15 protein-coding genes and 1 pseudogene are annotated in these 14,591 nt (G+C 72.4%); 7 read left to right on the top strand and 9 right to left on the bottom strand.

Annotated elements, in window-relative coordinates; genetic code table 11:
- Positions 1-324: 324 nt before the first annotated feature.
- A pseudogene (locus tag OHA72_RS64545) lies at positions 325-1,179 on the top strand (DUF6444 domain-containing protein); the annotation flags it as partial.
- A gap of 79 nt (positions 1,180-1,258) precedes the next feature.
- Complete coding sequence (locus tag OHA72_RS64540) at positions 1,259-1,462, top strand: IS66 family transposase (protein ID WP_442788522.1); 204 nt, start codon at positions 1,259-1,261, stop codon at positions 1,460-1,462.
- A 136-nt stretch (positions 1,463-1,598) separates the two neighbouring features.
- On the opposite strand, the gene OHA72_RS05645 is transcribed toward OHA72_RS64540, so the two are convergent.
- The 4 genes from OHA72_RS05645 to OHA72_RS05630 form a co-directional block, all read right to left on the bottom strand.
- Positions 1,599-1,877, bottom strand: coding sequence for a GlsB/YeaQ/YmgE family stress response membrane protein (locus OHA72_RS05645; protein ID WP_327006783.1), 279 nt, complete (start codon positions 1,875-1,877; stop codon positions 1,599-1,601).
- A gap of 86 nt (positions 1,878-1,963) precedes the next feature.
- A complete protein-coding gene (locus tag OHA72_RS05640; RefSeq protein WP_327006782.1) occupies positions 1,964-3,169 on the bottom strand; it encodes an MFS transporter in 1,206 nt (401 codons plus the stop codon).
- A complete protein-coding gene (locus OHA72_RS05635) occupies positions 3,166-3,714 on the bottom strand; it encodes a TetR/AcrR family transcriptional regulator (protein ID WP_327006781.1) in 549 nt (182 codons plus the stop codon). Before OHA72_RS05635 ends, OHA72_RS05640 begins: the two co-directional genes overlap by 4 nt.
- 4 nt (positions 3,715-3,718) lie before the next feature.
- On the bottom strand, positions 3,719-4,345 hold the full coding sequence (locus OHA72_RS05630) for a sugar O-acetyltransferase (protein WP_327006780.1): 627 nt from the start codon (positions 4,343-4,345) through the stop codon (positions 3,719-3,721).
- 114 nt (positions 4,346-4,459) lie between these two features.
- Here OHA72_RS05630 and OHA72_RS05625 point away from each other — a divergent pair, with 114 nt between their 5' ends.
- Entirely contained in the window at positions 4,460-4,630 is a 171-nt protein-coding gene (locus OHA72_RS05625; RefSeq protein ID WP_327006779.1) for a hypothetical protein, read from the top strand.
- A 127-nt stretch (positions 4,631-4,757) separates the two neighbouring features.
- Here the strand turns inward: OHA72_RS05625 and OHA72_RS05620 are convergent, their stop codons facing one another.
- The 5 genes from OHA72_RS05620 to OHA72_RS05600 are packed head-to-tail and all read right to left on the bottom strand — an operon-like array spanning position 4,758 to position 9,924.
- On the bottom strand, positions 4,758-5,360 hold the full coding sequence (locus OHA72_RS05620; RefSeq protein WP_327006778.1) for a hypothetical protein: 603 nt from the start codon (positions 5,358-5,360) through the stop codon (positions 4,758-4,760).
- A 2-nt stretch (positions 5,361-5,362) separates the two neighbouring features.
- On the bottom strand, positions 5,363-6,004 hold the full coding sequence (locus OHA72_RS05615) for an RNA polymerase sigma factor (protein WP_327006777.1): 642 nt from the start codon (positions 6,002-6,004) through the stop codon (positions 5,363-5,365).
- Between the two features lie 20 nt (positions 6,005-6,024).
- A complete protein-coding gene (locus tag OHA72_RS05610; RefSeq protein WP_327006776.1) occupies positions 6,025-8,136 on the bottom strand; it encodes a bifunctional polysaccharide deacetylase/glycosyltransferase family 2 protein in 2,112 nt (703 codons plus the stop codon).
- 2 nt (positions 8,137-8,138) lie between these two features.
- Positions 8,139-8,522, bottom strand: coding sequence for a hypothetical protein (locus OHA72_RS05605; RefSeq protein WP_327006775.1), 384 nt, complete (start codon positions 8,520-8,522; stop codon positions 8,139-8,141).
- A 31-nt stretch (positions 8,523-8,553) separates the two neighbouring features.
- Entirely contained in the window at positions 8,554-9,924 is a 1,371-nt protein-coding gene (locus OHA72_RS05600) for an extracellular solute-binding protein (RefSeq protein WP_327006774.1), read from the bottom strand.
- Positions 9,925-10,046: 122 nt separating this feature from the next.
- On the opposite strand from OHA72_RS05600, the gene OHA72_RS05595 reads away from it, so the two are divergent.
- The 4 genes from OHA72_RS05595 to OHA72_RS05580 all read left to right on the top strand — a co-directional run bounded on the left by OHA72_RS05595 (position 10,047) and on the right by OHA72_RS05580 (position 14,529).
- On the top strand, positions 10,047-11,219 hold the full coding sequence (locus OHA72_RS05595) for a diguanylate cyclase domain-containing protein (RefSeq protein WP_327006773.1): 1,173 nt from the start codon (positions 10,047-10,049) through the stop codon (positions 11,217-11,219).
- A gap of 75 nt (positions 11,220-11,294) precedes the next feature.
- On the top strand, positions 11,295-12,305 hold the full coding sequence (locus OHA72_RS05590; RefSeq protein WP_327006772.1) for a M36 family metallopeptidase: 1,011 nt from the start codon (positions 11,295-11,297) through the stop codon (positions 12,303-12,305).
- Between the two features lie 58 nt (positions 12,306-12,363).
- Positions 12,364-13,224 carry an LLM class F420-dependent oxidoreductase gene (locus OHA72_RS05585; protein ID WP_327006771.1) on the top strand — a complete coding sequence of 287 codons (861 nt, stop codon included), beginning with the start codon at positions 12,364-12,366 and terminating at the stop codon, positions 13,222-13,224.
- 93 nt (positions 13,225-13,317) lie between these two features.
- Positions 13,318-14,529 (top strand): hypothetical protein, encoded by a 1,212-nt coding sequence (locus OHA72_RS05580; RefSeq protein WP_327006770.1) that lies wholly within the window; start codon positions 13,318-13,320, stop codon positions 14,527-14,529.
- Positions 14,530-14,591 lie beyond the last annotated feature (62 nt).

Below are 14,591 nucleotides of genomic sequence, written 5' to 3'. Positions count from 1 at the left end.
CCGCGCTCATGATCGAAGGACCGGACTGGTCGTCCGGGCGGCCGCGGCTGTCCTTCGATCACGGGGCGGGGCGGGAGATCGCCGTCTGAGTGCTGGTACTCCCCGGTCTAGTGATCGATGTTCGTAACTCCGCGTTGTCGGCGGCTTCAATCTCATACAAATCGCCCGAATCGCCGCACCGCGCCGATCGGCGCCGATCGGCACTGGCCCCGCTCATGATCGAAGGGCCGGACTGGTCGTCTGGGCGGCCGCGGCTGTCCTTCGATCACGGGGCGGGGCGGGAGATCGCCGTCCGAGCGCTGGTACTACCCGGTCTAGTGATCGATGGTCTTCGTTTTGGCCAGCGGCGTAACCATTCAGCTGGTTCTGGTTTGGGTGGGTCTTGATCTTGGTGGGTGGTGGTGCATCCTGGGCGGCGTGTCCGATTCGCTGCCGGTGGCCGAGCTGCTGGAGCGGTTCGCCCGACTGGAGGCATCGCTTGCCGATCGGGACGCGGTGATCGCGGAGCGGGACGCGCGGATCGAGGTGTTGACGCGGCGGGTCGCTGAATTGGAGGCGTTGCTGCGCAAGGATTCGCGGACGTCGTCGAAGCCGCTGTCGTCGGACGGGCCGGTGAAGGCGCCGCCGCGGTCGCGGCGTCAGCGGTCGGGCCGGGTGCCAGGCAAGCGGCCCGGCGGGCCCGGGTTCACGCTGCGGCAGGTCGACCGGCCCCGACCGGGTCGACGTCCACCGCCCGGAGATCTGCGCCGGCTGTGCCGGGTCGCTGCGGCGTGCGCCGGTGACGTGGGTCGAGGCCCGGCAGCTGTTCGGCCTGCCCGAGGTCCGGCTGCGGGTGACCGAACACCGCCTCGAGCATCGCCGGTGCCAGTGCGGGACGGTCACGATGCGACACCGCCCGCGGGGGTCGGCGCACCGGCCCAGTATGGGCCGCGGGTCCGGGCGGTCGTTGCGTATCTGGTCGGCTACCAGCACCTGCCGTACGAACGGGCCTGCGAGACCCTCGCCGACCTGCTCGGGGTCGGCATGTCGGCTGGGACCCTGGTGTCGATCCTGGCCCGTACCCGCGCCGGCCTGACCGGGTTCCGGGACGTGGTCCGGGACCGTCTCGGCGCAGCGGCCGTGGCGCGCTTCGACGAGACCGCACTGCGCGTCGCCGGCACCTCGGCGTGGGTGCACTGCGCGTCCACCGAGACCCTGTCACTGTTCCAGGTCCACGCCGCCCGCGGCCACGCCGCGTTCGCCGCCGGGGTCCTGCCGGGTGTTCACCGGCGTCGCGGTCCACGACGGGTTCACCCCGTACCGCCGCTACGGAACAGCGCATCAACTCTGCAACGCCCACCACCTGCGCGAACTCGCCGGGATCCTCGACCTGGAACCCGGCCAGACCTGGGCGGCGGACGGCGCTGGATCATGTGAGTTCGGACCTGGCTTGGGATCACTGCAACTACGGTACGGACGGTGACCGCGCTACCCGGAGCCACAAAGGCCGCAGCCGTGATGGATTTTCTATTACGGGGATGCCAGACCCGCACGCGAACCGCAACGCAAAGACCCCCGACCAACAAAGGCCGGGGGTCTCGCTGAGTTCCGTGTCGAGGCTAGAGGGCTCGACGGCCACGGCCGGCGAAGCCGGCGACCAGCGCGACACCGATGGCGGCCACGATCACCTGGACGACGAGCTCGCCCCAGTCCACGCCGGGGGTGTCGGTCGCGACGCCGATGGCGTTGGCGATGAAGGTGCCGATGAGTGCGGCGACAACGCCGATGACCATCGTGAGCCAGATCGGGATGTTCTGGCGGCCGGGGACCACCAGCCTGCCGAGCGCGCCCACGATCAGACCGACGATCAGCGCGGTGATGATTCCGGTGACGGTCACTGTTCCTCCTCGTTTTTCCAAGTAGCAGCGGCGTCGATGTACCGCTGCTTCAAGGGGTGCCCGATCCCGGTCGCCGCCAAACACCGTCAGTCCTTTGAGGACTCCGGGTTGAGAGGGCGGATGGCGCCGGCCAGCATGAATGCGACGGTGAGGAGCACCGCGATGGCGATGAGTGCCTTCAGGACCGACACGTGGTCGCCGAGGAGGCCGATCAGCGGCGGGCCGCCCAGGAAGGCGCAGTAGCCGATCGAGGCGACCACGCTGACCCGGCCGGCGGCCTTGGCGGGGTCGTCGGAGGCGGCGCTCATGCCGACCGGGAAGCCCAGGGAGGCGCCGGTGCCCCAGAGCAGCGCGCCAGCGAAGGCGGTCGGGGTGTTCGGGCCGAAGATGAACAGGAGCAGGCCGGCGAGGGCGATGACGGCCAGGGCGCGCAGGACCAGGACGCGGCCGAACCGGTCGAGAAGGCCGGGGCCGAACCAGCGGCCGACGGTCATGGCGGTGAGGAAGACTGTGAAGGCGAGGGTGCCGACCGCGGCGGGCGTGTGGTAGCCGTCGATGACCGCGACGGCGATCCAGTCGATGCCGGCGCCCTCGGTGAAGGCGAAGGCCAGGACGAAGACGCCGATGAGCAGGGTGCGGGGCTCGGTCCAGAACTCCAGGAACCGGCGCTTGCCGCCGTCGGCGGGTGCCTCGTCGGGGACGTCGGGGAGGAACGCGCGGACCATGACGAACGTGCTGGCGCCGACCAGGACCGCGACGGCGCTCAGGTGGATCGTCACCGGGACCTTCAGGGCCACCATCGCGGTGCCGATCAGGGCGCCGGCGACCGTGCCGACGCTGTAGCCGGCGTGGAAGCGGGGCATGATGGCGCGGCCGAGGCGGCGTTCGACGAGGGCGCCCTGCACGTTCATCGCGACGTCCCAGGCGCCGTTGGCGAAGCCGAAGGCGAAGAGGCCCAGGACGACCGGTGGCACGCCGAGGTGGTAGCCGCCGGCGACGATGATGAGGCTGACGGTCAGCAGGACCGCCATCGCGGCGACCGTGGCCCGGGAGCCGAAGCGGGCGACGATCTGGCCGGAGAGCACGAGCGAGATGATCGAGCCGGCGGCGATGGCGACCAGGACCAGGCCGAGCTGGGACGGGTCGAGGTGCAGCTCGTCACGGATCTGCGGGATGCGGGTGGCCCAGCTCGCCATTGCCATGCCGGACCAGATGAAGGCGGCGTAGACGGCGCGGGTGGCGGCGCGCACGGACTGGTCGGTGGTGGGTGCCGGCCCGGTGGTCAGGGTCATTGCGGGGCTCCAAGGGTTCTTTCGACGATCACGCGGATCTGTTCGCGCGGCACCGGCGCCGTGGACAGGGTTTTGTGCATGACCAGGCCCTCGATCAGGGCGTCGACGCCCCGAGCGGTGGTCGGGTCGACGAAGCGTTCGAGGACGGCGCGGCTGGTGCGCATCCAGGTCTCGGTGACGGTGCGCAGCGCGGGGTCGCGCAGCGCGGCCAGGTACAGCTCGTAGGCGATGGCCCAGTCGGCGGTGTCGGCGCCGGCGTCGCCGTGGATGAGGTCGGTGATCGCGTCCACCAGAGCCTCATGGGTGTGGACGTGCAGGAAATGCGACTCGTAGACGACGGACATCCGCTCGGCGTGCCGCTGGAATGCCTGGGCGCGGAGGTCTTCCAGGCTGCTGAAGTGGTACGTCAGCGAGCCCAGCGGCACGTCCGCCGCCGCCGCGATCAGCCGGTGGGTGGTGCCGGCGACGCCGTGCTCGGCGATGACCCCGATTGCGGCGTCGACGATGCGGTCCTTGCGGTTCGGATCGTGCCGGCGCGTCGCCACCGGCTCAAACCCGCGGTTCGTCGTGCTGCGCGATCGTCTGCGGGTCGACGGACCGGACGGTCGCCTGCGGGTCGAGGTGGCGGACGATCCTGGCGGGATTGCCGACCGCGAGGACGCCCGCCGGCAGGTCACGGACCACGACCGAGCCGGCCCCGACGACGGTGTCGGCGCCGATCGTGACGCCGGGGCAGACGATGACGCCGCCGCCGAGCCAGACGTTGTCGCCGATGACGATCGGCCTGGCCGCCTCCCACTTGTCGCGCCGCGGGCCCGGCTCCAGCGGGTGCGTGGAGGTCAGCAGCTGGACCCCTGGGCCGATCTGCACGTCGTCGCCGATCGTGATCGTGGCGACGTCGTTGCAGATGAGCCCGAAGTTGGCGAACGAGCGGGCGCCGAACGTGGTCTGGTAACCGTAGTCGCACCGCAGCGGCGGCCGGATCAGGCTGCCCTCGCCGTAGCCGCCGAGCAGCTCGGTCAGCAGCGCCCGCATGGTCGCGCCGTCCGTCGGGTCCGTCGTGTTGATCCGGTGGGCGAGCCGCTGCGCCCGCGCGTCGTCGAGCCCCAGTTGCGGGTCGTCGGCGATGTACAGCTCCCCCGCGAGCATCCGCTCACGCATGCTCTCCCCGGTCATGTGTACAACCGTACACTCGCTATGTACGTCTGTACACTAGCGCCGGCGACGCTGGACGAGCGCGGCGATCAGGGCGACCGGGATCCACAGGTACACCGCGAAAAGCCGGCGAACTTGAGGGCCGCGGCGCTGGAGTACCAGCCGGCCGTGTCCAAGACCCTCAAGGCACTGGTCGACCGCGACGCCGTGACGATGCAGGCCGCACCCGACGACGCCCGCCGCCGCGAGGTCGCCCTCACGCCGCTCGGCGCGGTCAGGGCCACCCTGGACGCCGCCCGGCGGTGAGGGCCAGGTCAGGTGAGGGCCCAGGTCAGGTGAGCGCCGAGGTCAGGTGAGCGCCGAGGTCAGGGGTGCGAGGGCCGGACCGGGTGGGTGCGGCTCGCGCTGCCGCCCGGGTCGCCGTTGCCGGGTTTCAGGGTGCCCTGCCGGCCGGGTGCGGTCGTGGTCGTGGCCGCGGGGGACGGAACGGCGAGCACGCTGCGGCAGTAGTCGTCGATGCCGTTGGCGCCCTTCGCGGCGTGGGCCAGCGCCTGCCGGTCCTCGCCGGTGACCTGCGGGGCGTGCGGATCGGCGCGGCCGCCTCCCACGCGCGGCACAGCTGCGCGACGCTGCCCACCGGCGGCGACCCCGCGGGCGACCCGGTCGGCGGGGCGCTCGGGCGGGGCGCCGCGGACGGTGCCGGGCTCGCGTCGTCGCCGCCGCCGTCGCCGAACAGCGAGTCCACGGTCCGCTGCACCGGATCCGGCAGGTGGTCGGCGCCGGTCGCGTACGCGGTGCCTCCCAGCGACAGGATCGCCGCGGCCGCGACCGCGAACAGGCCGACCCGTCGCCGCCGGCGGGCACGGTAGGTCTGCCGGAACGCGCGCAGCGCTGAGTCCTCGCCGGCCAGTTCGCCCGGCAGCGCCGGTCCGGCGGCGGCGACCAGCAGGGCGGTGACGGCCGCATGCCGTCCACCGTCCGGCTCGCGCAGGTCGAGCAGGTGCTCCGCGACGTCAGGAGCTAGGGAATCGGGCATGATCAGCTGCCTTCCCGCGGATCTGTGCCGCGGTGTGCCTGGACTTCGGGGTGTTCGGCCAGCCGGCGCAGTCCCCGCATCGTCGCGATGCGGATCGCGCCGGGGCGTTTGCGCAGCACGTGGGCGGCGCCGGCGACGTCGAGCCCGGCCACGACCCGCAGCATGACCGCCTCCGCCTGCTCGGTCGGCAGGGTGCGGATCATCCGCAGCGCCCACTCGGTGCCGGACCGGTCACCGGCGTCCAGCGCCGCGTCCCGGGCCGCCTCTCCGGTGGCCTCGCCGACCTCGTGCACCGTCTCGTGCGGCTCTTCGCGGCGGCGCCACGCCCGCCGGTTCTCGTCGATGCCACGGTTGCGGGCGATCCGGAACAGCCACACCCGGAACGCGGTCGTGCCGCCGGTGAACCGGGACAGGTCCCGTGATGCCTGCAGCCAGGTCTCCGACGCCACGTCCTCGGCCGCGTCGCCGCAGACGACCCGCAGGTATCGCAGCACCAGCGGCTGCAACGCCCGCCACAGCTCGGCGAAGGCCGCGGCGTCGCCGGCGACCGCGCCGGCGAGGGCCGCCCCGAGCCGGGCGTCCAGCGCGTCGGCGCCGGACGCCTGCGCAGCGGGTCCGGACGCGCCGTGGGTGAACGGCGTCAAATGAGTCTCCGCCAACGTCGTCACGGCCGACCCGGCCGGTCCGGCGCCGGCGCCCGGCCCGGTGCGACGGCCGCAGCGGCCAGGCCGCTGCGGGCCATGACCTGCCAGCGCTGCCGCCCGCCGAGCAGGGCGGCGACCGTGGACTGCACCACGACCAGGTACAGCAGCTGCCGGTACACCACTTGCTGCAACGGGACGGTCCACAGCGGACCCAGCCGCTCGCCGTCGAGCCGCAGCGCGTAGCCGGCCACCAGGACCTGCAGGGCGGTGAAGCCGCACCACACCGCCGCCACCTGCGCCGCCGGCAGGAAGTACAGACTGTAGAGGGCGTAGACGTCGACCAGCGGTGCGGTCAGCGGCAGCAGCATCTGGAACACCGCCAGGTAGACCAGGCCCCGCCGGCCCAGATGTCCGCGCTCGCGGATCGCCCGGCGGTGCTTCCAGGCCGCCTGCATCGTGCCGTAGCACCAGCGGTACCGCTGCCGCCACAGCTGCCGCAGCGTCGCCGGTGCCTCGGTCCAGGCGATCGCACGCTCCGCGTAGACGGCCCGCCACCCTGCCCGCAGCACGGCCATCGTCAGGTCGGTGTCCTCGGCCAGCGTGTCTCCGGGGACGCCGTCGACGTCCAGCAGCGCTGCGCGCCGGAACGCGCCGATCGCGCCGGGGATCGTCGGCATGCACTCGCCGAGTTCGAACATCCGCCGGTCGAGGTTGAAGCCGACCACGTACTCCAGGTGCTGCCAGCGGCCGAGCAGGCCGCCACGGTTGGCGACCTTGGTGTTGCCGCTGACCGCCCCGACCGACGGGTCGGCGAACGGCTGGACCAGCCGGCCGACGGCGTCGGGCTCGAACACGGTGTCCCCGTCGACCAGGACCAGCAGCTGGCCGCGGGCGGCCGCGATGCCGGTGTTGAGCGCGGCCGGCTTCCCCGCGTTGGCCTGCCGGATCAGGCGGACGCCGGGCAGTGCGAGGCGGCGCACCACCTCGGCGGTGCCGTCGGTGGAGCCGTCGTCGACGACGATCACCTCGATCTGGGGATAGTCGTTGCCGACCAGCGACCGGACCGTCGAGGCGATGTTCGCCGCCTCGTTGTAGGCCGGGACGACGACCGACACCAGCCCGAAGGACCGCAGCGGCCGGCGCGCCGCAGCGGCGGCCCGCCGTGCGTGCCGGCGCGCCGTGACCACCTGGACGACCAGCCTGAGCAGGGCCAGGGCGGTGCCGGCCACGATGATCCACCACATGGCCGTGCTGATCCAGCCCGCGGCCGCCTGTGCCCACCGCAGCGCGTGACCGCGGGCGACCGCGCCCGTGCCGGCCGGCGCGTCCGGCGGCAGGCCGATCCCCTCGGAGACCGTGACGAACCGGACGCCGGCCGCGCCGGACACGATCCGCTCGACCGCCGCCACCGTCTGCGAGCGGTCACCGCCACCGTCGTGCAGCATCACCACGGCGCCGGCACCCTTGGGGCCGGACAGCGCCGCCGCGACGATCGCGTCCGCGCCGGGGCGCCGCCAGTCCTCGGTGTCGCGGTCGGTCAGGACGGTGAGGTACCCGCTCGCGGCGCGGACCGTCGCGAGATCGGGCAGCGCCGACGGGGTCGAGGAGTACGGCGGGCGCAGCAGCCGCACCGTCCGCCCCGTGGCGGCGGCGATCGCGTTGCGGGTGAGGTCCAGCTCGAGCTGCTGCCGCCACTGCGGGAGGCGGGCCAGGTCGGCGTGGGTGAAGGTGTGCACGCCGAGTTCGTGCCCCTCGGCGACGATGCGGCGTACCAGGTCCGGATACCGGTTGACCCGCGCGCCGACGACGAAGAAGGTCGCCCGGGCGTGGTGGCGGCGCAACGCGTCGAGGATCAGCGGCGTCCACCGGGGATCCGGGCCGTCGTCGAAGGTGAGCGCGATCGCCCCGGCCGGCATCGCCGCGGATTGCACCGTGCCGTCGGCGCCGACCTGCAGCACCGGGCCGGTCCCTTCGGGCAGGACCGAGACGGCGGCGCCGGGCGCCGGTCCCTGCTCGCCGGCGACGCCGCGCACCCAGCCGTTCAGGCACAACTCGGCGAGCAGCACCGCCATCGCCAGCAGTAGTAGGAGCCAGTGCGCGCGGGGCGCCCGGCGGGAGACGTGTCTGGCCACGGCTACTTCGTCCGGCTCGGCTTCGGGTTGCCCGGGTGCGACGTCTTGCGGTTGTCGTGCGGCTCGGTGGCCGTCGCCGATGCGCCCGAGGGCGACCCTGCCGTCTGCGGGGTGGCGGCCGCGGCACCGCCGGCGCCGCCGGCGGGCGTCGGCGCGCCGGTCGGGCTGGGCGCGCTCCCGACGCCGGACTCCGCGCCGTCGCGGTGCTGGCCGCCCTGCCCGCCCTGCGGCAGGCCGGGCAGCGGCACCGGCGAGCTGCCCAGCAGCCCCGCGACCAGCAGCAGGCAGCTCGCCGCGAGCAACACGCCCAGGCCGGCACCGAGACTGGTGAACAGCCTGCGACGCCGGCCGCTGCGGTCAACAAAGACCGGGTCGACCACGTTCACGGCTGAAGGAGCGGCGCGCCCCCCTCGACCGTTACGGGGTGAGGCCGGTGTTCGTCGGGTCCTGCAGCGCCTCGTCGATGTCCTTGGTCGTCTTCGTCATGATCTCCTGGACCTGCTCGCGGGTGAGGGCGCCCGGCGCGCTCCACAGCTCCCGGAGGTCCTTCGCAATGATCGACTCGACGATGATCCAGGCGGAGACCGAGGGGTACATCTTGCCGTGCGGGATCATCTCGCGGAACGCGGCGTATTCGGGCTCGGTCGCGAGCTTGGTGCCCTCGATCGCCTCGGTGCGCGCCGGCCACAGCCCGGAGTTGACGCTGTAGCGCTGCTGGCTCGCCTTGCCCGTCAGGTACCGGACGAACTCGAAGGCCGCCTCGGGGTGCTTGGCCGTCTTCAGGATGCCGAGGTTGGACCCGCCGAGGAAGCCGAACGTGCCCGCCTTGCCGGCCGGCATCGGGGCGGTCGACCAACCGGCCTTGAGCCCGGCCCGGCCGGTGTTGGACGCGAACTCCGCGACCGACTGCGAGTTGTCGATGGTGATCGCGCCGGTACCCTCGGCGAACGCGCGCGGCACGTCGCTGGAGGACAGCGCCATCGCCCTCGGGTCGTCGTAGAGGCCGATGAGCCGCTGGTAGTAGCTCACCCCGTCGACCGCGGCCGGCTCGGCAAGCATCGACTTCGTGCCGTCGTCCTTGATCAGGTCCCCGCCGGCGGCCCAGATGAAGGGGGCCACGTTGTGGATGATGCCGAAGTTGTTCTGCAGGCCGATGGCCAGCGGCGCGACCCCGGCGTCCGAGGTCTTGATCTTCTGCAGCGTCGCCTCGAACGCGTCCCAGGTGGCGAACGCCTCCTTCGGGTCCAGGCCAAGTCTCTGCAGGACGTCGGTGCGGTAGAACAGCGCCCGGATGTCGATCAACCACGGCAATGCGGTGATGTCCGAGGAGGTGATGAGGTGGCTGGAACTCCAGCTCGCCTTGGCGAACACGTCCTCGCCGCCGACCGCCGCGATCTCCTCGATGCTGTACGGCCGCAGCGCGCCGATCGAGCTGAACCCCGCCACCCAGGTCGTGCCCAGCACCGTCACGTCCGGGCCCTCGCCGCTGGTCGAGGCGGTGCTGAGCCTGGTCAGCGCCTCGTCCCACGGCACCCGCACCGGGTTGACCGTGATGTTCGGGTGCGCCTTGTGGAACTCCTCGGCCTCGGTGACGACGGCCTGGTCCTGCACCGGCCCGCCGTACGGCATGTACCAGAAGTCGATCGTGACCGGCGGCCGGTCGGCGGCGTACCCCACGCCGCCCGCGGCCTCGTCGTCCTTGGCCGCGCACCCGGTCGCCGGCAGGAGGGCCGCCGCCGCGGCGGCCGCGGTCATGATCAGCCGTCGGCGGCTGAGGCTGCTCGGCACGGGTACCCCCTGTGATGGTCGTCTCGTCCCATCAGGCCAATCGACCCGCGCTCGCCGGTACTGAGAGCAAATACCCAGGTCAAAACCCCGAAGGTCGGCGTGTGCGTGCCGATCTCCAGGCCATGCGAAAGGTCGGGAAGCTCAGGTGGCGATGGCCGCGGGTGCTGGCGCTCGCGGTCGTGCTGCTCGGCGGCGTGACCTTCGCCAACGTGTCCCTGCACGGCAGGGCGCAGGTCCACGAGGCGACGAGGTCCCACCTCAGCGAGCTCAACATGCTCCTGCACGAGGAGAGCTCCGTGCTGTGGAAGGCCGTCGCCGACCGCAACTCGCCGGTGAACGTCGCCCGCGAGCTCGGCGAGAACCGCGGCCGGGAGCGCGAGCTGCTCGACGCGTTGCAGGGCGACCTGCCCGCGAGCACGCTCAAGGACCTCAGGAGCAGCGTCGCCGCGTACCGTGCCGTGCTGGACACCGAACTCGGCCTGCTCGGCGTCGGCAAGATCAGCGAGGCGAAGGCACTGGAGAAGCGGGAGACCGAGCCGCAGTTCGGCCGGCTCAACGCCCGCCTGCACGGCCTGGAGGAGCAGGCCGCCGACGCCGCCGAGCTGGCCAACAACATCGCCGACCTCGCGCTCGCCGTCGCCATGACCCTCGCCGTCACCGCGATCGGCCGGCTGCTGTACCAGTTCGAACGCGAGCACCGCCTCACCACCAAGGCCAACGAGGAGATGCTCGAACAGCAGCAGATCGCCCTCGACACGCTCGCCGAGCACGAGGCGCTGATCCGGCACCAGGCCTCGCACGACCCGCTGACCGGCCTGCCGAACCGGCGGCTGCTCACCGAGCTGCTGGAGGGCGGCGACGGCCTCGACCGGGCGCTGCTGCTGGTCGACCTGGACAACTTCAAGCCCGTCAACGACCAGCTCGGCCACGCCGCCGGCGACGACCTCCTCGTCGGCGTGTCCAGCCGGCTGCTGGCCGCGGTGCGCGCCGACGACGCCGTGGTCCGCCTCGGCGGCGACGAGTTCGCGATCGTCATCGCCGGCGGGGACGCGGGCGTCGCGGTCCGGGTCGCGGAGCGGATCGTCGCCACCGTCGGCGAGCCGTTCGAGATCGCCGGGACCGAGGTCCGCGTCGGCGCCAGCGTCGGCGTCGCGATCAGCGGCGGCGGCCGTGACGGCAATGAGCTGCTGCGCGACGCCGACATGGCGATGTACCAGGTCAAACAGGGCAGCAAGGGCGGCTTCGCGGTGTACCGGGAGCCCGACGTCCGGCTGATTCACCAGGCCGTCAGGTAACGCGCCCGGCGGGGACCGCGCTTCTTCCTGAACGAAGGTCTCAGGAAGGGGCGGCGAATGCGGCGAATGCGTCGAATGCTCGCACTGACGATGGTGGTGACCGCGGCCGTGTCCGCCGGGGCAACCGGATCGGCGTACGCCACGCCAGCCGGCTCGGCTGCCGCGACCGTGTTCTTCCCCAACCCGGTCCAGACGCTCGGGCTGCAGAACCTGGCCGATGACAAGGACGCCGACAGCCCGGCGTTCGCACCCGCCTACCGTCGGGTCACGCTCACCGACCTCGACGGGTCCGGCAGGCTGTCCGGCCGGTACGTGATCGTGAAGAGCTCCACCGGTAAGGCGGCCCTGGCGGTCGACGGCGCGTTCCCCGCATGGCATCGCGACGCCGACCAGTTCGAGCAGGTGATGGGCTACTACTGGGTGACGACCGCGCAGCTGTACCTGCAGCACCTGGGCTTCGGCTCGGCGCTGCGCCCCGTCAACCAGCGCCGGATCGAGGTTCGGATCGACCAGTACGGCGGCGACAACTCGTTCTTCCGCGACGACAAGGCCAACATCACCCTCGGCAAGGGTGGGGTCGACGACGCGGAGGACGCCGAGGTCATCGTGCACGAGTACGGCCACTCGGTGCAGGACGGCCAGGTGCCCGGATTCGGCACGACGCTGGAGTCGGGCTCGATCGGTGAGGCGTTCGGCGACTACCTCGCCGTGGTGGTCAGCAGCTGGGCCACCGGCGTGCCGGCCCGCACACCCGAGGCGTGCGTCGCGGACTGGGACTCCGTGTCCTACACCAGCACCGTGCCGCACTGCCTGCGCCGGCTCGACGGCACGAAGCACTACCCGCAGGACGTCGTCGGCGAGGTCCACGCCGACGGCGAGATCTGGTCCCGCGCGCTGTGGGACATCCGTGCCGCGCTCGGTGACACCCGTGCCAGCACCCTGATCGTGGAGGCGCAGTTCGCCTTCGCGGTCGACACCACGTTCTCGGCGGCGGCCCAGGCCACCGTGGACGCGGCAACTCGGCTTTACGGCACCTCGGCCGCTGCGGCCACCCGGGCCGCGTTCGCGGCCCGCGGGCTGCTGTAGCGGACGCATCGCCCCGGACCGCCGTGTCACTACGGCGGTCCGGGGCAATGATGGAGTCATGAAGCTGGGTCTGCACTACTGGAACTTCTCGACGCCGGCCGATCCGGCGGCCATCGCACCGACGCTGAGGGAGACCGCGCTCATCGCCGAGCAGTCGGGGGTGCACTCCTTCACCGTCATGGACCACTACTTCCAGATGGAGGCCATGGCACCGGCCGACGAGCCGATGCTGGAGGGCTACACCACGCTGGGCTACGTCGCGGCCCTGACCGAGCGGATGACCCTCGGTCTGCTGGTGACGGGGGTGATGTACCGCCACCCGGGCCTGCTCGCGAAGATCGTCACCACGCTGGACGTGCTGTCGGCCGGCCGCGCCCGGCTCGGCATCGGCGCCTCCTGGTATGAGCGGGAGCAGCGCGGCCTGGGCGTGCCGGTCGTGCCGATGGGGGAGCGCTTCGAGCGCCTCGAGGAGACCCTGCAGATCTGCCTGCAGATGTGGAGCGACGACAACGGGCCCTACCAGGGCACCCACTACCAGCTGACGGAGACGCTCAACTCCCCGCCGCCGCTGGGTCACCCCCGACCGATGATCATGGTCGGCGGTGGTGGCGAGAAGAAGACGCTGCGCCTGGTCGCGAAGTACGCCGACGCCTGCAACATCTTCGCCAACAACCCGGACGAGGTCACCGCGAAGCTCGACGTGCTGCGGGGGCACTGCGCCGCCGAGGGCCGCGACTACGACACCATCGTCAAGACGGCGGTGGTCACCCGGCCGCCCCTCGCCGACCCCGACGCCTGGCTGCGCGACGTCGAGGCGTACCAGGGGCTGGGCATCACCGAGGTCATGACGATGCCCGACCGCCACCCGGTCGAGTTCGCCAACGCCCTGGCGAAGGAGATCCTGCCCAGGCTGCCGTAACGCCGTCGAGGGGCGGCGGGCAGTTACCGCCGTCGCTATCCTGATCCCGTCCGCCCCGGGGAATGCCGGGGCGGTAACGGGGAGGAACGACAAATGCAGAGCATCAGCAGGGCGCTGCCGCAGGTGGCAGCGCTCTCCGTCGGGCTGGCCGCCGCCGTGGTGGTCGGGGCCCGGCCCGCGTCCGCCGCGCAGACGAGCATGGTGCCGGCCACCTCGGCGTACACCGAGGCGCAGCAGCCACGGACCGCGTTCGTCGACCCGCCCGGCGACCTGCCGGCCGGCACGACCGTCGACGCGGCCGGCACCCACACCCGGCGCTCGTACTTCGCCTTCGACCTCACGGGGTACAAGGGCAACAGCGTTGGCGCGGCGTCGCTGTCGACGACGATGACGCCCGACGCGGCGTGCGCCGCACCGGTGCCGGTGCAGCTGTGGCGCACCGGGAAGCTCGGCGAGACGCCGACCTGGCGCAACGCGCCGGCGGAGCTGGAGCTGCTCGGCGAGTGGACCCTGGGCTGTGCCGGCTGGTGGTCGCTGAACACGTCGATCGCCGGCGCCGTGGCCGCCGCGGTGGGCCGCGGCGACCGGACGCTCACCCTCGAACTGCGCGTGGCCCAGGCGGCCGAGGCGACGGCCGGGACCGGGCTGCTCGTCACGAAGCCACAGCTGCTCGTCACGCACAACGCCATCCCCGTGGTGCGCGACCCGGGGCTGGTGCGCGACGGTCGCTGCGGCACGCCCGCGCGGCCACGGCCGGCCAACTACACCGCCGGGGTCGCCGTGACCGCGACCGACGCCGACGGCGGCAACCCCGCCGTCACGTTCTCCTGGTGGCCGCTCGGCGCGCCGGAGCAGCGCCACGACGTGCGCGGGCCGGCCGGCGGGACCTACCTCGACCTGAACGGCCTCACCGAGGGCACGGTGGTCGCCTGGGCCGCGCGGGCCTCAGACGGCACGGACACCTCGGCCTGGTCGAAGACCTGCTATCTGGTCGTCGACCTGACCCCGCCGACGACGCTGCCGCTGGTCAGCTCCGCCGACTTCCCGCAGGACGGCGAGCCGCACGGCCAGGTGGGCGTGCCGGGCACCTTCACGCTGGACGCGCGGGGCGACCGGGACGTCATCGGGTTCGTGTACCTCAACGGCGGCGGCGACCGGCGCTACGTCTACCTGGAGCGGCCGGGCGGCACGGCGACGATCGCCTACACCCCGCTGGACTCCTTCCCGACGTTCGAGGCGGGGGCGATCGACCTGGCCGGCAACGAGGGCGAGCGGACGGTCTACGAGTTCCTGGTCAACTTCTGAGCGGAGACGCTCCGCACGGTGATGTCCGAAAGGACTGCTTCCTCCGCAAAAGCGGCGACCGC

The sequence above is a fragment of the Dactylosporangium sp. NBC_01737 genome (assembly GCF_035963215.1).
In the GTDB taxonomy this organism is placed as follows: domain Bacteria; phylum Actinomycetota; class Actinomycetes; order Mycobacteriales; family Micromonosporaceae; genus Dactylosporangium.
This window is presented reverse-complemented; position numbering and strand designations above follow the sequence as displayed.